Origin of the sequence: Shewanella sp. KT0246 (assembly GCF_019654955.1) — a bacterium.
In the GTDB taxonomy this organism is placed as follows: Bacteria; Pseudomonadota; Gammaproteobacteria; order Enterobacterales; family Shewanellaceae; genus Shewanella; species Shewanella goraebulensis.
This window is the reverse complement of record NZ_BPEV01000014.1, coordinates 48486-69453: the sequence shown is the minus strand read 5'-3', so window position 1 is coordinate 69453 and position 20968 is coordinate 48486. Positions and strand designations below refer to the sequence as shown.

Genomic DNA, 20968 nt, shown 5'->3' with positions numbered 1-20968 from the left:
AGTCTCACTTTTAAAAACAATCTACCAAAAAGTGTGCTTCATGTCGCTGCCCTATTTGTTAGGGAAGGCTATATTAGCCAAGGAGATGATTGAGGAGAACCAAGCGCGTGATGAATATTGAATTAATGCAACAGCGTGCAGATCATGCTGTAGTAATGCTGAAAGCACTAGCAAATGAACGTCGTCTGTTTATTTTGTGTCATTTGCTTAATGAAGGTGAAATGTGCGTTGGTGAGATGAACAAAAAACTAGGTCTAAGCCAATCTGCATTATCGCAGCATTTAGCTTGGCTAAGAAAAGACAATCTCGTTTGTACACGTAAAGAAGCCCAAACTGTTTTCTATTCGCTGAAAAGTGAAGAAGTACGTGAGTTAATCAAAGTATTGGACAACTTATACTGCCACTAATGGCAAAGTTGGGCATGCTAAAAGCGTCTTAATTATGCTTACACTATGTAAGTAATGATTAAGGCGTTTTTTTTGTTAAATCTTTAATGAATCGCTTGGGGTTGAATCTGAACTTAGGTGAGAGTTTGAAGATAGGCAGGGATTGCTAGACTGAGACAAATTTCAGACATAAAAAAACCGGCCTAAGCCGGTTTTTTAAAGACTAAATCACAAAATTAAGCAGCGATTGCTTTGATTCTTGTGTTTAGACGTGCCTTTTGACGAGCAGCTTTATTCTTGTGAATAAGGCCTTTAGTCGCCATACGGTCAACAATTGGTTGTGCTTCTGCGAATGCTTCTGTAGCCGCTTTGTGGTCACCGCTCTGGATAGCAGCGATAACACGTTTAACGTATGTACGTAACATTGAACGACGACTAGCATTATGCTGACGACGTTTTTCAGATTGAAGCGCGCGCTTCTTTGCAGACTTGCTATTAGCCAAGGTGCAACTCCTAAAACTGGGATTAATACTTTGAGGGCGAGGAATATGCCTGCTTTTATTCATTTTGTCAATGAATATGGCAGAAATATCCTCAAAAAGACAAATAAAACTACCTTGCTCGGTTATCTTCAACCCAACTCGTGTAAGATGTGGCGCATTCTACCAGTTCTTGTATTGCATAAACAGCATTAGAATTGAAAAATTGAGATATATCCGCGTTTAATAATTCATTAGCAAACTGCTATGGAGGGGTGCTTGAGTAAAAAGCTATTAAAATCAGGTGCAATTGTCAGTGTGATGACATTGGTATCAAGAGTATTAGGCCTGATAAGAGATGTGGTAATAGCAAACTTGATGGGCGCAGGTAGTAGCGCTGATGTGTTTATTTTTGCCAATAAAATCCCCAATTTTTTACGTCGACTGTTTGCTGAAGGTGCATTTGCACAGGCGTTTGTGCCTGTGCTCACTGAATATCAACAAAAACACACCCCTGAAGAAACCAGAGAGTTACTTGCTAAAGTTGCAGGTACGCTTGGGGGCATTGTCAGCGTGGTTACTTTATTAGGTGTAATTGCCTCGCCCATTCTTGCAGCGCTATTTGCAGGTGGTTGGTTTTATGACTGGCTAAATGATGGCCCTGATGCTGACAAGTTTGAGCTTGCATCATTAATGCTTAAAATTACTTTTCCGTATTTATGGTTTATTACATTGACCGCTTTAGCAGGTTCAATTCTGAATACCCGTGGCAAATTTGCAGTATCTGCTTTTACACCTGTTTTTTTAAACATTACGATTATTGTTGCAGCACTTTATTTTGCGCCAGCAATGCAACAACCTGAGCTGGCATTAGCGTGGGGCGTATTTACAGGTGGTTTAGTGCAGTTTTTATTTCAACTGCCATTTTTATTACGCGAAAATGCGTTAGTTAAACCTTCTTGGGGATGGAATCACCCTGGCGTTGTAAAAATTAGAACGCTAATGATACCTGCATTATTCGGGGTGTCGGTTTCTCAAATTAACTTACTGTTCGATACCTTTATTGCCTCATTCTTGATGACAGGCTCAATAAGTTGGCTTTATTACTCAGACAGGTTGCTCGAGTTCCCATTAGGGTTGTTTGGTATTGCTATTGCAACGGTTATATTACCGGCATTATCTAAAAAGCATGTTGATGCAAAGGGAACAGATTTTAGCGATACCATGGACTGGGGCGTTAGAGCGATTTTACTACTTGGCGCGCCAGCGATGTTAGGGTTAATTATTTTAGCTCAGCCGATGCTTATGGTGTTATTTATGCGCGGTGCCTTTTCAGTGACAGATGTTGAAATGGCCTCATACAGTTTAGTTGCATATGGTTGTGGCTTACTTAGCTTTATGATGATCAAAGTTCTAGCTCCGGGATATTTTTCACGTCAGGATACTAAAACTCCTGTTAAATACGGCATTATCGCCATGATTAGCAATATGGTGTTTAACATTATTTTCGCCATCCCTTTTGGTTATGTTGGTCTTGCTATTGCGACTTCTATGTCTGCTTTACTCAATGCGGTTTTATTATATCGAGGACTTCATATTGCAGGAGTGTACCGATTTAGTCGTGCCACATTAGTATTTTTCTTAAAGATAGTGCTTGCTACCGCGATAATGGCTGTAATGCTTATTTATACTTTACCCGCGCAATTATTGTGGCTAGAAATGTCGATGATGGTCAAAGTGGTAACCCTGCTTAAACTCATCGGTTCAGGGGCTGGTGTTTATTTATTGAGCTTGGTATTAATGGGGCTGAGACCTTGGAAGATGAAACGTCAATCATGAATGCTGATTATCGAATCTATCTAGTATATAATCAGCCGATTTACAGTAGCAGTTAATTGGCGTAATGGAACTAATCCGCGGTATACACAATATTTTACCTTCGCATCATGGGTGCGTGCTCACTATTGGTAACTTTGATGGTGTGCATCGTGGTCATGCGCAAGTGCTTAATAACTTAGTTAATAAGGCAAAGCATTTTCAGCTACCTGCTGTAGTGATGACGTTTGAACCTCAACCACAAGAGCTTTTCCGTCAGCAAGATGCCCCAGCAAGAATTAGTTTGCTACGGGATAAAATTAGTTTACTTGATGAGCTCAATATTGATCGCCTGCTTTGTGTTAATTTTAATAGTCATTTTGCCAATCAACCTGCTGAGCAGTTTATTGAAGATTTACTCGTTAAAAAACTCGGCGTTAAGTATTTAGTTGTTGGGGATGATTTTTGCTTTGGTAAAAACAGAACTGGCACTTTTGAAATGCTGGTAGCCGCAGGTAAAAAGTTTGGATTTACGGTTGTTAGCACACAGAGCTTTATTTTAGGCTCTATAAGAGTGAGCTCAACAGCGGTAAGAGAACAACTTGCTTTAGGTAATTTAGAGCATGCAAGAAGATTATTAGGCCACCCCTTTGTGTTAACAGGCCGTGTTGCTCACGGTCAAAAGTTAGGAAGAACCATAGGTTTTCCAACAGCAAATATTGCCTTGAAACGTAAGGTCTCACCTGTTCGCGGTGTGTTTGCAGTTAAAATGTATTGGGATGACAGTGATATTTATGAGGGCGTTGCCAATGTTGGGTTTAGACCAACAGTTGATGGGCAAGTCTGCCAGCTAGAAGTGCACTTATTTGATTTCGACGGTGACTTATACAGTAAACGTGTTGAAGTAGAATTGGTGGCAAAAATCCGTGATGAACATCCGTTCGAATCATTGGAAGCACTGAAAAAACAAATTTTGAATGATGCAAATGAAGCAAAAGCTTTATTTGGCAATGATGCAGGTTGAAATAAATCAGCCCAATTAATGGTATAGGATCAATGACCGACTATAAATCTACGTTGAATTTGCCGGAAACAGATTTTCCGATGCGCGGTAATCTGGCTAATCGTGAGCCAGAAATGTTAAACCGTTGGACTCAAAACGAACTTTACCAAAAGATTCGTGATAGTCGTATTGGACGAAAACCATTCATTTTACATGATGGCCCTCCGTACGCGAATGGCAATATCCATATCGGTCACTCAGTAAACAAAATTTTAAAAGACATCATCATCAAATCTAAAACGATGGCAGGCTTTGACGCGCCATACGTTCCAGGTTGGGATTGTCACGGTTTACCGATCGAATTGATGGTAGAGAAAAAAGTAGGCAAGCCAGGCCAGAAGATTTCAGCTGCTGAGTTCCGCGCTGAATGCCGTAAGTATGCCGCTAAACAAGTTGACGGTCAGCGTGATGACTTTATTCGTTTAGGCGTATTAGGTGACTGGCATAACCCATATTTAACGATGGATTACAGCACTGAAGCGAACATTGTTCGTTCACTTTCAAAAGTTATCGACAGTGGCCATTTACACAAAGGTGTAAAGCCTGTTCATTGGTGTACTGACTGTGGTTCAGCTCTTGCTGAAGCAGAAGTTGAATACGAAGACAAAACATCACCAGCAATCGATGTTGCTTTTGATGCGGTAGAGCCTACTGCAGTTGCTGCCAAGTTTGGTGTTGAAGGTTATACATCAACGATTTCAGCTGTAATTTGGACAACGACGCCTTGGACTATTCCAGCTAACCGCGCGTTATGCCTAAGCCCTGAGCTTGATTATAGTTTGGTTGAATTTGTTAAAGATGGCGTGACTAAAACTCTCATTTTAGCTGAAGTGTTAGTTGAGTCGTGTCTGGCTAGATTTGAAGCTGAAAGCCATACCGTTATTGGTACAGCCAAAGGCGCTGAACTTGAGCTGCTCCGCTTTAACCATCCTTTGTCAGCATTTGATGTGCCGGCAATTTTAGGTGACCACGTAACAACTGAAGCAGGTACTGGTGTTGTTCATACCGCTCCTGGCCACGGTCAAGACGATTACGTTGTTGGTCAAAAGTATGGATTAGAAGTTGCCAATCCAGTTGGTGATAACGGTGTATACAAAGCTGATACTGAATTCTTTGCTGGTCAACACGTATTTAAAGCGAACAAGAGTGTTGTTGAGCTGTTAGAAGAAAAAGGTCAACTATTACATCATGTGGCTTATCGCCATAGTTACCCGCACTGTTGGCGCCACAAAACCCCCATTATTTTCCGCGCTACACCGCAATGGTTTATCTCGATGGATAACCATGGTTTACGTAAGCAAGCATTGGGTGAAATTGAGCAAACTCAATGGATCCCTGATTGGGGTCAAAGCCGTATTGAAAAAATGGTTGAGAACCGTCCTGACTGGTGTATTTCACGCCAACGTACTTGGGGCGTACCAATCACATTATTGGTTAACCGTGAAACCGATGAGTTACACCCTGATAGCGTTGCTATTATGGAACGTGTTGCCCATCGCATTGAGCAAGAAGGCATCCAAGCGTGGTGGGATCTTGAAATCAGTGAGCTGATTGGCGATGAAGCTGAGCAATACCGTAAAGTAACTGATACTTTAGACGTTTGGTATGACTCTGGTTCAACTTTCTCATCAGTTGTTGCATCACGACCTGAATTCCAAGGCCATGACATTGATTTATACCTTGAAGGTAGCGATCAACATCGTGGTTGGTTTATGTCTTCACTCATGATTTCTACTGCTATGAATGGTAAAGCACCATACAAGCAAGTATTAACCCATGGTTTTACCGTTGATGGTAAAGGCCGCAAGATGTCGAAATCTGTTGGTAACGTCATCGCGCCACTTCAAGTGATCAATAAACTAGGTGCAGATATTCTTCGTTTATGGGTAGCTGCTACTGATTACAGCGGTGAAATGACGGTTTCTGATGAAATTCTAAATCGTAGTGCTGATTCATATCGCCGTATTCGTAACACAGCGCGTTTCTTATTAGCTAACTTGAATGGCTTTAATCCAGAAACTGACATGATTGCGACTGAAGATATGGTATCACTTGATCGCTGGGTTGTACGTCGTGCAGCCGCGCTTCAAAGTGAAATAATTGAAGCTTACGAGCAATATAACTTCCACTCAGTGACTCAGAAGTTAATGCAATTCTGTTCAGTTGAGTTAGGTAGCTTTTACTTAGATATTATTAAAGATCGCCAGTACACAGCGAAGCAAGATGGTCACGCTCGTCGTAGCTGTCAATCAGCGCTTTACCATATTGCTGAAGCGATGGTTCGTTGGATTGCGCCAGTACTAAGCTTTACTGCTGATGAAATCTGGAAATTATTACCAGGCGAACGAACTGAGTTTGTATTCACTGAAGAATGGTATCAAGGGCTTGAATCAGTCACATTAGATGGCGATTTAAGTGATGATTACTGGCAGCAGTTACTGACTGTTCGTAATGAAGTGAACAAAGTGCTTGAGCAAGCCCGTCGTGACAAACGTATTGGTGGCTCTTTAGAAGCTGAAGTGACCTTATATGCCGATAGCGAATTAGCTGCTCAGTTAGCAAAAGTTGATAATGAATTACGCTTTGTATTACTGACTTCAAAAACAGATGTTGAAACAGTAGAAAGTGCACCGACTGATGCGATTGAAACAGAGCTTGCTTCACTTAAGTTAATGGTTGCGAAAAGCAGTGCACAGAAGTGTGACCGCTGTTGGCACTACAGTGAAGATGTCGGCACTATCGAGTCACATTCCACATTATGTGGACGCTGCGTAACAAACATTGAAGGCGATGGCGAACATCGTGACTTTGCTTAAGGACTAATAATGCCTCTTACTTGGAAAGAAAGTGGCATTCGTTGGTATTGGGTAGCTGTATTAGTATTTTTTGCTGATCAGCTATCTAAGCAATGGGTGTTATTAAATTTCGAGCTGTATGAATCCATACAGCTTTTACCTTTTTTCAACTTTACCTATGTCCGTAATTACGGCGCTGCTTTTAGCTTTTTAAGTGAAGCGGGTGGCTGGCAACGATGGTTATTTACTATTATTGCTATTGGCTTTAGTACACTTCTGACCGTTTGGTTACGTAAGCAATCATCTTCGCTTTGGCGAACCAATTTAGCCTATACCCTGATCATTGGTGGCGCTATTGGTAACTTAGTTGATCGCTTAATGCATGGCTATGTTGTCGATTTTATTGATTTCTATTGGAATACTAGCCATTACCCAGCGTTTAATATTGCGGACGCAGGTATTTTTATTGGTGCGGTGTTGATTATTTGGGATTCATTTAAGCCAGAACAGCCAGCGAAAGAAAGTTAGGGAGAATTACTTTGTCAGAACAACAAGCTTCATCTCGTTCAATTCTATGTCATATGAATATTATTCTTGAAGATGGTTCTACTGCTGATAGCACTAAGTCATCTGGCAAACCAGCAAGGTTTAACGTCGGTGATGGTAGCTTAAGCCCTGCATTTGAAGCCGAGATTATTGCATTACAACTTGGTGATAAACACAATTTTACTTTGGAACCTGCAGATGCGTTCGGTGAATCAAATCCAGATGCGATTCATCACATGGATAGAAGTCGTTTTCCTGCAGATATGGAACTTGAGCCGGGAGTAATTGTTAGTTTTGGCGGCCCTGGCGGTAGCGAAATACCTGGTATGGTGCGAGAAATAGCTGGTGATTCAATTACTGTTGATTTAAATCATCCATTAGCAGGCCAGAAAGTCACTTTCGAACTCGATGTGGTAGAGGTGCTTTAAGATGCTTAAAGTTGATCCGACGTCTCCAGAACTTAATATTTTACTTGCTAACCCAAGAGGTTTTTGTGCGGGCGTTGACCGTGCAATTAGCATTGTTGAGCGGGCTTTAGAGTTATTTGAACCGCCAATATATGTGCGTCATGAGGTTGTACATAACCGATATGTAGTTGAAAACTTAAAAGATCGCGGCGCTATTTTTGTCGATGAGCTTGAGCAAGTCCCTGACGATAGTATTGTAATATTTAGCGCTCATGGTGTGTCTCAGGCTGTGCGTAAAGAAGCGAAAGACCGTGGTTTAAAGGTTTTTGATGCAACTTGTCCTTTAGTGACAAAAGTACACTTACAAGTCACTCGAGCAAGCAGAAAGGGAATCGAATGTATTCTGATTGGTCATGAAGGGCATCCGGAAGTTGAAGGGACGATGGGCCAATATGACAATGCGGAAGGTGGGGTTTATTTAGTGGAGTCGCCAGAAAGTGTCGCTAAACTAGAAGTTAACAACCCTGAAAACTTATGCTTTGTTACTCAGACGACATTATCTGTTGATGACACGTTAGATATTATTGAAGCATTAAAGGCTAAGTTCCCGTCTATTGAGGGGCCACGTAAAGATGATATTTGTTACGCAACACAAAACCGTCAAGATGCTGTAAGAACTATGTCTTCTGACGCAGACTTGTTTATTGTTGTTGGGTCTAAAAACAGTTCTAACTCAAACCGATTACGAGAGTTAGCAGAAAAAACAGGTACTAAAGCTTACCTTGTTGATACTGCTGCAGATGTCGAAGATACATGGTTTGACGGGGTCGCAAAAGTTGCTGTGACCGCAGGAGCTTCAGCACCTGAAGTTTTGGTGCAACAAGTTGTCGATGCTATCGCTAAATTTGAGCCTTCAGTAATAACTGAAGTAGAAGGGCGAAAAGAAGATACTGTCTTCGCTGTCCCAGCAGAATTAAGGTAGTAACTTAATAGTTAGCCCATACAACTGACTAGATTAAAACCGTAAACCTATTAGGCTTACGGTTTTTTTATGCCTGCAGCTACAGGGCTATTTATTGAGCTATACTTAATAGATCGGGAAAATTAATCTTTAGCTAATATTTAATATACAATAAGTAACCTTTTAGCTACATCTTGCTCGACTAATTATAGTCAATATAGTACTTTGTGTATAAGCTAAGGATTTTAAACAAATTATATTAGATTGCTATGTCAAAAATGTGGCAATTGATGGAGGTTTGACACTCATGTCAGCTAAAAGGAATGGATTTTCCTTAATTGAAGTGATGGTTTCATTGGTCATTTTAACCGTAGGGTTGATAGGGATTTTTAATCTTCATATCGTTGCTAAGCGAGGCAGTTTTGAGTCTTTTCAACAGACTCAGGCTTCTTATTATGCCAATGATATTATCAATCGGATGCGTTTAAACCCTACTCAGTTAGCCAACTATGTTAACGGTTCTCCATATTCAGGTAATCCAACAGCTGTCAGTAAAAATTGCGAAGGTGCGGCTATATGTTCAACTGCTGAAATGACTAATTGGGACATATTTGAATGGCAGTCCTCGTTTACTGGTGCCTCTGAAACGGTTGGTACTAAAAATGTTGGTGGACTGAGTACAGCTACAGGGTGTATACAGCAAAATGGCGATACCGTGACAGTCATCTTGTCTTGGGAAGGCATTAGAAGTACAAGCGATTCTGGAGATGAAAACTCGTGTGGCACCGAGAGCGATAAGCGAAGAATTTACACAATTGAAACAGTGATCATATAAATGATAATTATAAATAAAATTAATAATAAGCAGTCGGGTATGTCGCTTGTTGAATTAATGGTTGCTTTAGTCATCAGTTTATTTCTGTCAGCAGGGATATTCACTATGTTCAGCATGTCTTCATCAAATGTGACGACGACAAGCCAATTTAATCAACTGCAAGAAAATGGTCGGATTGCTTTGGCAATTTTAGAGAGAGATATTAGTCAACTAGGTTTTTTTGGCGATATGACAGGCACAGAATTCATTGTAGGCACTAATACTCTTTTAGATAGTAATGTCGCAGCAGCTGATGATTGTATAGGTGCAGGTTTAAACAATGAAACGTTACCGAATAATCAACCTGCTCACTTTAGGCGTTTGTGGGCATATGAAAGTGGAATAAGCAGTGAGTCTTTAACCTGCTTAAATGGCGTAAGTGTTGTTTCAGGTACAGATGTAATACAGATAAAACGTTTTGTTGGCCCAAATGCAGGCAATGGTGATGGTACGGATAGCCCTGTAGGCAATGGTTCAAGTTTTTTTGTTTCTTCAACTTCTAGTCAAGCTGTTTTCTTTAATGGTTTAGACCCATCTCAAGACTTATTAAATTCAAGAGTTTGGGAATACCAACATCGAGTGTATTTTATAGATACTGAAAATGGAGTTCCAATTTTAAGCCGTAAAACGTTAACAGACGGGGGAATGACAAATGATGAGCAACTTGTTCAGGGTATCGAAAATATAAGATATTCATTTGGTTTTGATAATGATGGCGATAGTACACCAGATAGATTTATACCTTCATCATTAGTGACCTCTTTAATGTGGGATAACGAGTCATTTCAACGATTAGTGGCTATTAAAGTTTATGTCCTTGTACGTGCTATACAAGAAGACTCTACCTATACCAATCAAACTCAATATCAATTAGGTGACAAGCCTATTTCAGCGCCGAATGATAATTTTAGAAGAAAAGTGATGGCGACTACGGTAGTACTGGAAAACCCAGTATTAATTAGAAACTGATGGTTAAGAATATGAAAAAACAAAAGGGAATTGTGCTTTTTTCCTCACTAATAATACTGGTCATTATGACTGTCATAGGGGTCGCTTTGGCCGTGAATTCAACTCAATCATTAAGAATGGCTGGTGCTGGTTCTGAGAGAGTTGAGGCTAAAGCCATTGCAAATGGTGGTTTGGAACAAGTTATTTCCAATAATTCTGGTGCTTCTCTAGCGAATATGACAGCAGTTGTTAATGCTAATGAGTTTAATAGCGCACAAGTGATTACACCACTACCAGAAGCGGGTGTAAGAGACGTCGCTTGTCAACGCACCTCAAATGCCATGGGGGCAAATTTGGTGAGTTGTAGACGTGCTGAAGTAACCAGCACTGCGAGGTTTGGGCGAAATAATTTAGGTTCACTGACTGTTTCTGCAGGCGTAGAGCAGCAAGTGCTAACAGGAAACTAAGATATGTATTATAAATTTATCACAGGTGTGATTTCAGCATTAATTGTTTTCTCAAGCTTTAGCTTTGCTGATGATACCGAATTATATTTAATTGACTCTAGTGCTCGTTCTGGCAAAAGGCCTCAAGTACTTTTTATTTTCGATAATTCAGGAAGTATGGGAACTGAAGATCAAGAGTCTGTAAGTCCTTATTGCTCTGCAGAAAATAAAGCTTTAGGAGCATGTAGTTATGCTAGCGGGTTTGATGATTATCTTGCCGGTTACTCTGGCTATATAAACGATAAAGGTATTTATTGGAATGCTGGCGGTATTGATGATGGTGCGAGTTTACCAACACCTGATTCCCCCAATGACTCTCGTCGGTTTTATGCTGATAACAATAATTGCAATAAAGCAGCTGAAGCCCTTGAAGAAAGAGGGAAATACACAGGTTATTTAAGAGAGTTTAAGTCAACTGGTAATACGGGTTCTTGGACTTCTTTAGCTGAAAATGAAGGCTTTAATCAAGGTCAAATTGTAGATTGCTTTCAAGATATTGTAGAGTACGATGCTGCAAATCCTGGCCGTGAAAAGCATGGTAATACTTACACCAATTTTGATGCTGGATACCCAATTGACACTAAGTTAATGTATACAGATGGTGCTGATTCAGCCGCGCGTGATGAAAGTTACAATGGCACTGATTTTGGTACTGGTGTGCCTGTTACACTATATAGCTCTCACTATTTAGTTTGGTACGAATGGGTAACGACAACTGATGAAGGGCAAAATAGTGGTGGTACTGGCTCTAGAATGGATGTGGCCAAAGATGCGCTTGAAGCTGCATTAGTAGACATGTCGATTCCAATTGATGCTGGGTTAGCTATCTTTAATGTTAACTATCCTAATGAAGGCGATGCTGATGGCGGCCGAATAGTTTCTGATATTGTAGAAATGGACTCGGTAAATCAAGCGAGTTTAATAACCCTTGTTAATACATTAGATCCACAAACGAATACTCCATTATGTGAAACCTTATACGAAGCGCATCAATATTTTAGTGGCGGAGCTGTAACCTTTGGTAATAAAGATAGTGCTGGCCAGGGACAAAGTAAACTTGATTGGTACACTCCAAATGACCCTCCTAGTATCATTAGTTCTGGAAATTACACTACGCCTTTGAAAAAGTGTCCAGATACAGCATATATTATCTATATTACAGATGGTGCTCCTACCCTAGACCACTCTGCTGATACTTTAATTACTTCGCTTACAGGTGCCGCTGAAGAAGCTGCTGATTATTCTGTATTTGAGTTTGGTAACTCTAAATCTAGTTATCTACCTGCACTAGCAGCATATATGGCAAATAATGATGTTGTTAAAGGTGTAGTGGATTCAAATGGTGTGGATAATAGGCAAACAGTGAAACTTTATACCATCGGTTTTTCTGATGGCGCTGACGCTGCGGCTGAATTATTAGAAGAAGCTGCGTTTAGAGCTGGTAGCCCTCGTGATGCTAATGGGGTATCAGAAGGATACTTTAAGGCATCAACGGGGTTGAGCTTATCAGCAGCAATCAGTTCTATTTTAAATAATATTTTAGAAATTAATTCATCATTTACTTCACCGAGTATTGCCAGTAATAACTTTGATAAAACAGAGACCTTTAACTCTGCTTATTTTGCAATGTTTTACCCTGGTGGCGGACCAAGATGGAGTGGTAATTTAAAGAAATTAAAAGTTAATTCAAGTGGTGAAATAGTAGGCCCTGGTGGTACCACAACAGCGATTGATTCTGATGGTAATATTGCCTCAACAACTTGTACTTATTGGAATACGTGTAGTGCTGGCAATATTGACGGTAATAAAGTCAATTCAGGTGGAGTTTTACCACACTTAAGGGACACCTTAAAAAATCGAAATATTAAAACAACTTCTGGAAGTAGTTTGATCGATATTGACGGTTCAAGTTTTGTTGGTAGTTACTCACAAGAGGATCTTGACTGGTTATATGGTGTCGATGTCGATGATGACAATAATAATAATTCTACGTCCGATGCTCGTGAAGATATTATGGGCGATCCACTTCATTCTAAGCCTCTTGCTATTAATTTCGGTGATAAACCCAATGAAAGTGGCACTGAAAATTTAGATGTACGAATATTAGTGGGAACAAACCAAGGTTTAGTTCATATGTTCAAAGATTCTGACTCTGGAAGCGATGATTTCTCAGTAGGGTCGGTACAAGAAACATGGGCATTTATTCCGCAAGAACTTTGGAGCAATATCCCTGTACTAAGAGAAAATCAACAAACTGGTGTTCACAGTATATATGGTATGGATTTATCTCCGGTAGCATATACCGAAACAAACTCAAGCGGCAAAGTTAATAAGGCTTGGGCATATATGGGGATGCGAAGAGGTGGAGCATCGTACTATGCACTAGATATAACAAATCCGGATTCACCTTCCTTCAAATGGTCTATCAACTCTACTACACCAGGTTTTGAAGACCTTGGTCAAACATGGTCTGAACCAACCGTTACGTTTGTACCTGGTGTGGATAGTCCTGTATTGATATTTGGTGGTGGTATGGCGTCCAGTGATGGTAACGGTGAAGCCATTTATATCGTTAATGCGGATACAGGACCTAATGACAGTATTATAAAAACGTTTACCGCTACGGCTATGAGCAGTGTGGCGACTAAAGTTGCTGTTCTTGATAGTAATAATGATGGCATTACCGACAGAATTTATGCTTCTGATGTTGGTGGTAAGGTTTGGCGGATGGATATGCCTTCTGCAGACAAATCGACTTGGAGCATTTTTGAATTTGCATCTATAAGTAGTGGTTCATCACCTGATGATCGAATGTTCTTCTCTGAGCCGACAGTAGCGCAGACTCAGTTTAATAATATTCATAGTACAAGTGGAGTATTGAGTTATCAAAATATTCCTTATGATGCAGTAGCAATTGGAACAGGTAACAGAACTAATCCTTTAGGTGAAACAACTAATGATATGTTCTACGTGTTCCAAGACAGAAATGTTGTGACCAAAACTTTCTCAGCAACGGATGCTCCTGCTAGTTTGGGCCTATCAGATTTATATGATGTGACTTCTGATTCTCCGACTACGGAAACAGAGAACATTTCCTTTGGTACGAAAAGAGGCTGGTACTATGATTTCGTTTCAACAGGTGAAAAGAGTTTATCATCTTCATTAATATTTGATGGGAATGTCTATTTTACCTCTTTCCTTCCCCCATCAGATCAAGAGATTGACTTAGGAGCAGGAGTTTGTGATTTTTCTGGGCAAGGCAGGTTATATGTTTTAGGTTTACATAAAGGTACCAGAACATACAGTGAACTTTACTATGAACTTGGAGAGCGTGTTCCAGATACACCACAAATTGTTATCCCATCACCGGAAGAAGGTGAAGAAGCGATTGCGTATATCATTGGTGTTGGTAAAGGGGAATGTGAGAATGGTGAATGTAAAGGTACTGCAACTTTAGGCTCAGGTTTGAGCACAAATAGAATTTATTATCATATTGAAGAGTAGCGCTTAATGAATACAGTGAAACGAAATGGATTTACGTTAATTGAAGTAATGATTGCCGTTGTGATTATAGGTATATTAGCTTCCATTGCTTATCCTAGCTATACAGACTTTGTGATAAAAAGTGCTCGTTCTGAAGGGGTTGCAGCAGTAATGCGAGTCGCAAACCTGCAAGAGCAGTTCTATATTGACAATCGCTCTTTTGCTGAAGATATGACTTCACTAGGCTTAAATGCAGACCCTTTTGTAACTGAATCGGCGTTCTATTCAGTTGACTCAGCTGGTACCAATGATTATTTAATTACTGCTACTGCAATAGGTGTTCAAGCGGCCAGAGATTCTACTTGTGCAACAATTACTCTTACAGCAGCCGGTGTAAAAGGTCCTTCAGAGGAGTGTTGGTAATGAAAAAATTATTTATAGTCATCCTATGTTTGATGCCGTTTTATTCTGTTGCTAAAGCAAACGAGAAGCAGGATTATAAATGTCATGTCACTACATCATCCGAAGACAGAGTTATTTTTTTCCGTTGGAAAGCAAGTGAAGCCGATAACAAAATGGCTAGATTAGCGGGTAGAAAAATGAAAGATTATCAAAAGAATAGAAAATATTTCATCCGAGAAGTTAATGAGTGCTTACCTCTAGATGCAATATTTTCTACCAGTTTAGGCCGGGAAATCGATAACCGAACACTCCGCTAAACTTGGTTAGCTTTATAGGTGTTAAATTTAACACCTATTTCTAGGTAAAGAAGCTGCTAATTATTTTTGTAATTAGCAGGTTTTTCCATCAGGCCCATAAGAAATTAATCCTCCACCACTCACGGTTATACTTCTAGAAGAGTCACTTTCTCCTGCAGGGCAATAAATAAACTCGCCAGCAGAAGATAAACCATCCGCAGAAAATGTCATTACTCCAGCAGGACCTTTTACTGAGTCATTGTCATTAAAGCCATCTATTGCTCTTAGTTCAGTATCAGCGCCATTTGCATTGATAAAAACTCTTACGCCATTGCTCCAGTCTGTTGTCGAACCACAGGAAGTAGCACTTGCAAAAGGGCATACACTTACAGTGGCACCATAGCTCACAGCTTGATTTCGAGCGAAAGAAACAATATTTTGAATGACTTCAATATTGCTTCTAACTCGCTGTTGTTCATAGAACGTTTTAAGAGAGGGTATAGCTACAGTTATTATTACTGCTGCGATAGTTACAGTTACCATTAACTCAATTAATGTAAATCCTTTTAAAGCTTGTTTCATGTTAAGTTCCTTGTACTTATTGATTTAAGTATAACCAAGGAAGCTGTTAAATTCAGTGATTAATTGATTTTAATTAACTCAATTAATGTACTTGTTAGTGCTGATTATTGTTTACAAGATATATTATTTTTTTTCGAAAACCTTATGCGTCCAGCTTGATTAATAATTACTGCTTTAGAGTGCTGACTATCAAATGTTACAGGGCAGTATGTAAGTGTGCCATTAGTGCCGGAGGCTAGGCCTGTGCTTTTAAATCGGATTGAACTACGGTTATATTGAACAATATCATCGTAATGGAATGGACTAACCTCATGTAAGATTAGATCTGCACCATCGATAACATTTTTTTGTCCAGTATCAGTAAAAATAGTAAACCCCGATTGCCAATTAGATGCGCATTGATTTTCTAAAACGGGGCAAACTGTTACGTTTACTCCGTAGTTGATAGCTAAATTTCTACCAAGCTGTATAGAAGATTGAATCGTTCTGATACTGCTAGCAGCGCGAATACTTTGGTTTAAAGAGGTAAGTTGAGGTGTTGCAATCAGTATTATTATGCTTGCTATTAATAATACTGTGACGAGTTCAATTAAATTGAACCCGTGAGTTGATCGGTAAGACATTACTATTCATCCATGTTGGTGTAAAAGTCACTTCCTGTGACAGTGGTATGAGTATAGTCATTAATTTATTTTTTGACTTTTTTAAGTTTAAAATAATAAATTATGTAAGTAAGTGAATGATGTTTCAGGTAAACTGTGTACTGAAATTTTAGTTGATAGCTGAATTAACTTACAAAGTAAGTTAGCGCAAGTTGTGCCCCGTCGAAATTTTACAGGAGTGATTGATGAAAAAAGTAGAAGCCATTATTAAACCATTCAAACTTGATGATGTGCGTGAGTCACTTGCGGAAATAGGTATCACTGGCATGACCGTGTCAGAAGTTAAAGGCTTTGGTCGTCAAAAAGGTCATACTGAGCTTTATCGTGGTGCAGAATATATGGTCGACTTTCTTCCTAAAGTTAAAATCGAATTGGTTATTCAGGATGAGCAATTAGATCAGGCTATTGAAGTGATTGTTGATACTGCACGAACAGGTAAAATTGGTGATGGTAAGATTTTCGTCACTGATATTGAACGCGTTATCCGTATTCGTACTGGTGAAGAGAATGAAGAAGCGGTGTAAAGCATTTCGTTTCTAGCCCCAAGCTAAACCCAGATAATAGAAAAGCCTCTAACATTTATTGTTTAGAGGCTTTTTTGTTGCAGTGTCACTTCAGTAAAAGCTTTGGCTTTTTGTTAACGATTCGCTGAAGAGTCCCGAATAACAGGCTCTGGGGTAAACACCATTGATTTCTGTTCTACAGTTGCTTTGCTATTTGCAATAAGCAACTCAGTTGCTACCTTGGCAATTTTAACATTGGGCTGATGCACTGTGGTGAGTTTTGGCCAAGTTTGGCGAGAGAAAGGGCTATCTTCGAAGCCAACGATTGAAAGGTCTTTAGGTATATCTAACCCAGCTAACCTTGCCGCAAACAAGGCTCCTGCAGCGATTTCATCGTTACATGCGACAATTGCAGTGGGGCGCTTAGATAAGTTAATTAATTTATTTGCACCTTCCACGCCAGATTCAAAAGAATACTGCCCGTCTAATATCCAGTCATTAACGACAGATAATTGGTTTTGAGTTAATGCGTCCTTAAAGCCTGTTAGACGTTCCTTGGTTGATTCATGGTGCTGATCACCACTAAGAAACCCTATGTCTGAATGCCCCATATCAATAAGGTGCTGGGTGATTTCTAGTGCGCCATGCTTATCATTAACTAAGACCGTTAAGCCGTTTTCTGATTCAGTGTTTTCACCTGCAATAATACGGACATAATTAGCATCAATTTTATCTAATGCAGCAAGAATTTTTGGATCTTCAGACATAGGTGGTGTCAGGACTAGGCCAGATAAACGTGAATGCTTGACCATTTGGGTGAGCTCTTCACAAATATCTATAGATTTTGCATCACAAGGGTGGATGAGCAGTTCATAACCTGTATCTTGGCAAGCTGACAAAATACCTTTTTGCATATCAATGACATAGTAAGCATTGGGATTATCATAGATAAAACCAATGACATATGATTTTGTACTCGCTAAATTTCTAGCAGCTAGATTAGGTTGGTAGTTGAGTTCGCTAATTGCAGCGTTAACTTTATCAATTGTTGCCTGTCTTACAGATGACTCTTTGTTGGTCACTCGTGAAACAGTTTTGATCGAAACGCCTGCATGCTTGGCGACATCATTGATGGTTACTTTCATTATAATTTTGCTCTTTGATTCAGGCGACTAACTTAGCAGATATTTATCTCTATTTGATGACATTTATCCCCCAATAAATTGTGATCAAAGCGTCTATTAGATGAAATCAGATAAGTTGAATATGACTAATAGTGCTTATTTTTGACGAAATAGGCAATGGCCGATTGTCTTTCTGGTTGGATGAGTACCTTTAGAAAAATAAATGTAGCAAAAATGATGCAGGAAAAGTTTTTTGGTAAACCACTGATTTTATTTATTTATGTGAAAAATGTAATACTAGTCATTACTGTTTTTTGAACAGAAATATCGCGCTTAAGTTATTTTGTTGTGGCAAGCCTGTTAATAATTGTGTAATGTTTGTTCTAGACATGACAGCGTTGTCATTCCGGTTGGAATGGTTATGTATCCAAAAACGATAATAAAGTTATGGAAGGGAAATGAAGATGCGACCTATTAATTTTAAGAAAAATGTTTTAGCAACTAACATTGCTATCTTACTTGGCAGTATGGTTTCAGTTGGTGCTTTAGCAGCCGATGCTGAAACTGCAGATGAAAACATCGAAAAAATTGAAGTTAAAGGCATGCGTGCCTCGATGAAGGCTTCAGTTAATGATAAACGTTTTTCTAACGCTGTAGTTGATGCCGTTACTGCTGAAGATATTGGTAAATTTCCTGATGGTGACGTGGGTGAGTCATTAGGACGTATACCTGGTGTTGCGGTTAGTCGTCAGTTTGGTCAAGGGCAAGGTGTTTCAATTCGTGGCGCTTCAAGCAGCTTGACTCGTACCTTATTAAATGGCCATTCAGTTGCTTCAACTGGTTGGTTTGACCAACAGTCTATTGACAGAAGCTTTAACTACAGTTTATTACCATCAGAAATGGTGGGTGGTATTGAGGTGTACAAATCGTCTCAGGCTGATTTACCTGAAGGCGGTATCGGTGGCACAGTCATCGTTAAAACGCGTAAACCATTAGATTTAGATGCAAACTCTGTATTCGTTAGTGCTAAAGCAGACTACGGAAGTGTTTCTGAAGAGACTGATCCTGAGTTGTCAGGCTTATATAGCTGGAAAAATGAGAACGAGAACTTTGGTTTCCTACTTTCAGCGGCAGTATCAGAAACAAGTTATCAACGTAATGGCATTGAGTCATTAGTTGGTTGGGGCGATATTGTTCCTACTACATTTGAACAAGACCGTGAACGAACTGCAATTAACGGTGCATTACAATATAGCCCAACAGATAACTTAAATTTTGGTCTAGATTTCATGAGTCTGGATATGAAAGCAAATAATGCCAATACGTCATTATTTGTTATGTTCCCAGATGATAAAGATGAAGCTTGTGAACAGCGTAATTCTTTAGGAACTTGTACTTTCTATCGTCGTGATGGCAATGGCGCAAATCCGGGTTGGGCACAAACTTGGGCTCGTCAAGCTAGCATGGACTCAAATACTTATGATTTTAATTTCGATTATGAAAATGATAACTTCAAAGTAGAAGGTCGTGTTGGTAATACTAAATCTGAAGGTGGTACAGAATTAACCTCTAACTACGGTTTCTGGTTAGGTACAGCTGCAGATTATGCCGGTACATATGATGCCACTGGTGAAGTGATTAATATTGATGTCGCTAATAAAAACTTCACCGCTGAAGACTTTGGCGGTCAATTGTCTCCTGCAGGTTGGGCGCTTAAAAAGCAACCTAACTCAGATGAAGAAACATATGCACAAGTCGACTTTACAATACCAACAGATTTAGGTGCAATCACCGCATTCAAAACGGGTATTCGTTATGCAGACCATGATGTTAGCATGCTGACTTTACCTGCTAATGTTAGATCTGATATCACTGCAAAAGATGCATCTGCTTACTACAGCGGTCAAATCTCATCAGGTGCGGGTTATACCTTACCTAAGCCTAATATGGATGCCATGCTAAAGGATGCAAAAGCAGCTATTGATGGTTTCTCAACTGAAGGTCCGGTATATAAGTCAGGTTACGGTACCATCAACGAAGAAAACTTATCTTTATATTTAATGGCTAATTTTGAAGCTGACGGCATGCGTGGTAACTTCGGTTTACGTTATATCTCGACTGATGCAACTTCTGATTACTTTGCATTACAAGCTGATGGTTCATATGCTGATAATTTAAGTACAGCAGATGCAAGCTACAGCGATGTACTACCAAGTGTGAACATTGCCTTTGACGTTGCACCAGACGTTATTATTCGTACTTCTGCATCGCAGGTGATTTCACGTCCTAATTATGCTGATATGTTTGCTTCATCTTCTTTAGTGGGTTATCAAGATGGCACAGCAGGTAACGAAGTCGTCAATACAGGTAATATTGCTCTTGAGCCATTTAAAGCCACTCAAGCAGATTTAGGTGTTGAATGGTACTTTAGTCCTGATGGATTAATGAGTGCAGCATACTTCATTAAAGATGTTAGCTCGTTTGTTACTTCTGAACAAAAGTTAGATGAAAGCATCGGCATTACTGACCCTGATTCAGGTGAAGATAGCTGGACTGTATCGAGTAAGAAAAATGGTACAGGTGGTCAAATCCAAGGTATCGAGTTGCAAATCCAAGATGGTTTCGATAACGGTTTCGGTTACTCTGCGAACTATACTTTTGCAGATTCAGATGCTTCTGCTGAGAACTATCCTGATGAAGTGAGTGTTTTCTCAGACTCTTCAAAGCACACTGTTAACTTAGTGGGTTATTACGAGATGGAAGACTTCTCTGCACGTGTTGCTTATAACTGGCGTAGTGAATACATGATGCGTGAATTACCAGGTTTCTACGGTAACCGTGAACATCAAGATTTTGGCACACTTGACTTAAGTGCAAATTACAACATCACAGAATACTTAGGTATCACTTTTGAAGTTGTAAATTTACTCGAAGAAGACAGTGTTCAATTAGGTGTAGCACCTGATGATGCTGAAGTTAAACCTGAACTTAAAGGTGGATACCCAGCATGGAGCTTCGAAGGTGAAGCACGTTACAAAGTGGGTTTAAACTTACGCTTCTAAACACTATTTAGTATTGATAAGTTGATAAAAAGCCTAGCTAATTGCTAGGCTTTTTAATGTAAGATGCTAAATAA

The 20968-nt window shown here is 39.6% G+C and carries 19 protein-coding genes; 15 read left to right on the top strand and 4 right to left on the bottom strand.

Going from position 1 to position 20968, the window contains the following annotated elements; all coding sequences use genetic code 11:
• The first annotated feature begins 110 nt into the window (after window positions 1–110).
• Window positions 111–407 carry a metalloregulator ArsR/SmtB family transcription factor gene (locus K5Q58_RS08825; RefSeq protein WP_102529665.1) on the top strand — a complete coding sequence of 99 codons (297 nt, stop codon included), beginning with the start codon at window positions 111–113 and terminating at the stop codon, window positions 405–407.
• A gap of 215 nt (window positions 408–622) precedes the next feature.
• Here the strand turns inward: K5Q58_RS08825 and rpsT are convergent, their stop codons facing one another.
• A complete protein-coding gene (gene rpsT / locus K5Q58_RS08820; protein ID WP_102529664.1) occupies window positions 623–889 on the bottom strand; it encodes a 30S ribosomal protein S20 in 267 nt (88 codons plus the stop codon).
• 255 nt (window positions 890–1144) lie between these two features.
• Here rpsT and murJ point away from each other — a divergent pair, with 255 nt between their 5' ends.
• The 12 genes from murJ to K5Q58_RS08760 all read left to right on the top strand — a co-directional run bounded on the left by murJ (window position 1145) and on the right by K5Q58_RS08760 (window position 14982).
• On the top strand, window positions 1145–2704 hold the full coding sequence (gene murJ, locus K5Q58_RS08815) for a murein biosynthesis integral membrane protein MurJ (protein WP_220753571.1): 1560 nt from the start codon (window positions 1145–1147) through the stop codon (window positions 2702–2704).
• 64 nt (window positions 2705–2768) lie between these two features.
• Complete coding sequence (gene ribF / locus K5Q58_RS08810) at window positions 2769–3704, top strand: bifunctional riboflavin kinase/FAD synthetase (protein WP_220753570.1); 936 nt, start codon at window positions 2769–2771, stop codon at window positions 3702–3704.
• A 32-nt stretch (window positions 3705–3736) separates the two neighbouring features.
• Window positions 3737–6559: an isoleucine--tRNA ligase gene (gene ileS, locus K5Q58_RS08805; RefSeq protein WP_220753569.1), complete on the top strand. Its 2823-nt coding sequence runs from the start codon at window positions 3737–3739 to the stop codon at window positions 6557–6559.
• 9 nt (window positions 6560–6568) lie between these two features.
• Window positions 6569–7066, top strand: coding sequence for a signal peptidase II (lspA, locus tag K5Q58_RS08800; RefSeq protein ID WP_220753568.1), 498 nt, complete (start codon window positions 6569–6571; stop codon window positions 7064–7066).
• An 11-nt stretch (window positions 7067–7077) separates the two neighbouring features.
• Window positions 7078–7512, top strand: coding sequence for an FKBP-type peptidyl-prolyl cis-trans isomerase (fkpB, locus tag K5Q58_RS08795; RefSeq protein ID WP_259651297.1), 435 nt, complete (start codon window positions 7078–7080; stop codon window positions 7510–7512).
• Between the two features lies 1 nt (window position 7513).
• Window positions 7514–8473: a 4-hydroxy-3-methylbut-2-enyl diphosphate reductase gene (gene ispH, locus K5Q58_RS08790; protein WP_220753567.1), complete on the top strand. Its 960-nt coding sequence runs from the start codon at window positions 7514–7516 to the stop codon at window positions 8471–8473.
• Between the two features lie 286 nt (window positions 8474–8759).
• The gene (gene pilV, locus K5Q58_RS08785) at window positions 8760–9287 is read left to right on the top strand and encodes a type IV pilus modification protein PilV (protein ID WP_220753566.1); all 528 of its coding nucleotides are present in this window, start codon (window positions 8760–8762) and stop codon (window positions 9285–9287) included.
• A complete protein-coding gene (locus K5Q58_RS08780) occupies window positions 9288–10295 on the top strand; it encodes a PilW family protein (RefSeq protein ID WP_220753565.1) in 1008 nt (335 codons plus the stop codon).
• Window positions 10296–10306: 11 nt separating this feature from the next.
• Complete coding sequence (locus tag K5Q58_RS08775) at window positions 10307–10741, top strand: PilX N-terminal domain-containing pilus assembly protein (RefSeq protein WP_220753564.1); 435 nt, start codon at window positions 10307–10309, stop codon at window positions 10739–10741.
• A gap of 3 nt (window positions 10742–10744) precedes the next feature.
• Window positions 10745–14284, top strand: coding sequence for a pilus assembly protein (locus tag K5Q58_RS08770; RefSeq protein WP_220753563.1), 3540 nt, complete (start codon window positions 10745–10747; stop codon window positions 14282–14284).
• A gap of 6 nt (window positions 14285–14290) precedes the next feature.
• Window positions 14291–14686 (top strand): type IV pilin protein, encoded by a 396-nt coding sequence (locus K5Q58_RS08765; RefSeq protein WP_220753562.1) that lies wholly within the window; start codon window positions 14291–14293, stop codon window positions 14684–14686.
• Entirely contained in the window at window positions 14686–14982 is a 297-nt protein-coding gene (locus K5Q58_RS08760; protein WP_220753561.1) for a TapY2 family type IVa secretion system protein, read from the top strand. Before K5Q58_RS08765 ends, K5Q58_RS08760 begins: the two co-directional genes overlap by 1 nt.
• A gap of 72 nt (window positions 14983–15054) precedes the next feature.
• On the opposite strand, the gene K5Q58_RS08755 is transcribed toward K5Q58_RS08760, so the two are convergent.
• The gene (locus K5Q58_RS08755; protein ID WP_220753560.1) at window positions 15055–15543 is read right to left on the bottom strand and encodes a GspH/FimT family pseudopilin; all 489 of its coding nucleotides are present in this window, start codon (window positions 15541–15543) and stop codon (window positions 15055–15057) included.
• 104 nt (window positions 15544–15647) lie between these two features.
• Window positions 15648–16166: a GspH/FimT family protein gene (locus tag K5Q58_RS08750; RefSeq protein ID WP_220753559.1), complete on the bottom strand. Its 519-nt coding sequence runs from the start codon at window positions 16164–16166 to the stop codon at window positions 15648–15650.
• Between the two features lie 224 nt (window positions 16167–16390).
• On the opposite strand from K5Q58_RS08750, the gene K5Q58_RS08745 reads away from it, so the two are divergent.
• Entirely contained in the window at window positions 16391–16729 is a 339-nt protein-coding gene (locus K5Q58_RS08745; RefSeq protein ID WP_220753558.1) for a P-II family nitrogen regulator, read from the top strand.
• A gap of 113 nt (window positions 16730–16842) precedes the next feature.
• On the opposite strand, the gene K5Q58_RS08740 is transcribed toward K5Q58_RS08745, so the two are convergent.
• Window positions 16843–17853 carry a LacI family DNA-binding transcriptional regulator gene (locus K5Q58_RS08740; protein ID WP_220753557.1) on the bottom strand — a complete coding sequence of 337 codons (1011 nt, stop codon included), beginning with the start codon at window positions 17851–17853 and terminating at the stop codon, window positions 16843–16845.
• Window positions 17854–18296: 443 nt separating this feature from the next.
• Here K5Q58_RS08740 and K5Q58_RS08735 point away from each other — a divergent pair, with 443 nt between their 5' ends.
• A complete protein-coding gene (locus tag K5Q58_RS08735; RefSeq protein WP_220753556.1) occupies window positions 18297–20894 on the top strand; it encodes a TonB-dependent receptor in 2598 nt (865 codons plus the stop codon).
• The last annotated feature ends 74 nt before the right edge of the window (window positions 20895–20968 follow it).

What these genes read in the sequence shown, in the direction of transcription:
- lspA (WP_220753568.1), top strand. Translation starts at nt 6,569, where the DNA reads ATGCCTCTTACTTGGAAAGAAAGTGGCATTCGTTGGTATTGGGTAGCT.
- ispH (WP_220753567.1), top strand. Translation starts at nt 7,514, where the DNA reads ATGCTTAAAGTTGATCCGACGTCTCCAGAACTTAATATTTTACTTGCT.
- K5Q58_RS08775 (WP_220753564.1), top strand. Translation starts at nt 10,307, where the DNA reads ATGAAAAAACAAAAGGGAATTGTGCTTTTTTCCTCACTAATAATACTG.
- ileS (WP_220753569.1), top strand. Translation starts at nt 3,737, where the DNA reads ATGACCGACTATAAATCTACGTTGAATTTGCCGGAAACAGATTTTCCG.
- K5Q58_RS08745 (WP_220753558.1), top strand. Translation starts at nt 16,391, where the DNA reads ATGAAAAAAGTAGAAGCCATTATTAAACCATTCAAACTTGATGATGTG.
- K5Q58_RS08755 (WP_220753560.1), bottom strand. Translation starts at nt 15,543, where the DNA reads ATGAAACAAGCTTTAAAAGGATTTACATTAATTGAGTTAATGGTAACT.
- K5Q58_RS08780 (WP_220753565.1), top strand. Translation starts at nt 9,288, where the DNA reads ATGATAATTATAAATAAAATTAATAATAAGCAGTCGGGTATGTCGCTT.
- K5Q58_RS08750 (WP_220753559.1), bottom strand. Translation starts at nt 16,166, where the DNA reads ATGTCTTACCGATCAACTCACGGGTTCAATTTAATTGAACTCGTCACA.
- K5Q58_RS08740 (WP_220753557.1), bottom strand. Translation starts at nt 17,853, where the DNA reads ATGAAAGTAACCATCAATGATGTCGCCAAGCATGCAGGCGTTTCGATC.
- ribF (WP_220753570.1), top strand. Translation starts at nt 2,769, where the DNA reads ATGGAACTAATCCGCGGTATACACAATATTTTACCTTCGCATCATGGG.
- K5Q58_RS08760 (WP_220753561.1), top strand. Translation starts at nt 14,686, where the DNA reads ATGAAAAAATTATTTATAGTCATCCTATGTTTGATGCCGTTTTATTCT.
- K5Q58_RS08770 (WP_220753563.1), top strand. Translation starts at nt 10,745, where the DNA reads ATGTATTATAAATTTATCACAGGTGTGATTTCAGCATTAATTGTTTTC.
- K5Q58_RS08735 (WP_220753556.1), top strand. Translation starts at nt 18,297, where the DNA reads ATGCGACCTATTAATTTTAAGAAAAATGTTTTAGCAACTAACATTGCT.
- pilV (WP_220753566.1), top strand. Translation starts at nt 8,760, where the DNA reads ATGTCAGCTAAAAGGAATGGATTTTCCTTAATTGAAGTGATGGTTTCA.
- K5Q58_RS08765 (WP_220753562.1), top strand. Translation starts at nt 14,291, where the DNA reads ATGAATACAGTGAAACGAAATGGATTTACGTTAATTGAAGTAATGATT.
- K5Q58_RS08825 (WP_102529665.1), top strand. Translation starts at nt 111, where the DNA reads ATGAATATTGAATTAATGCAACAGCGTGCAGATCATGCTGTAGTAATG.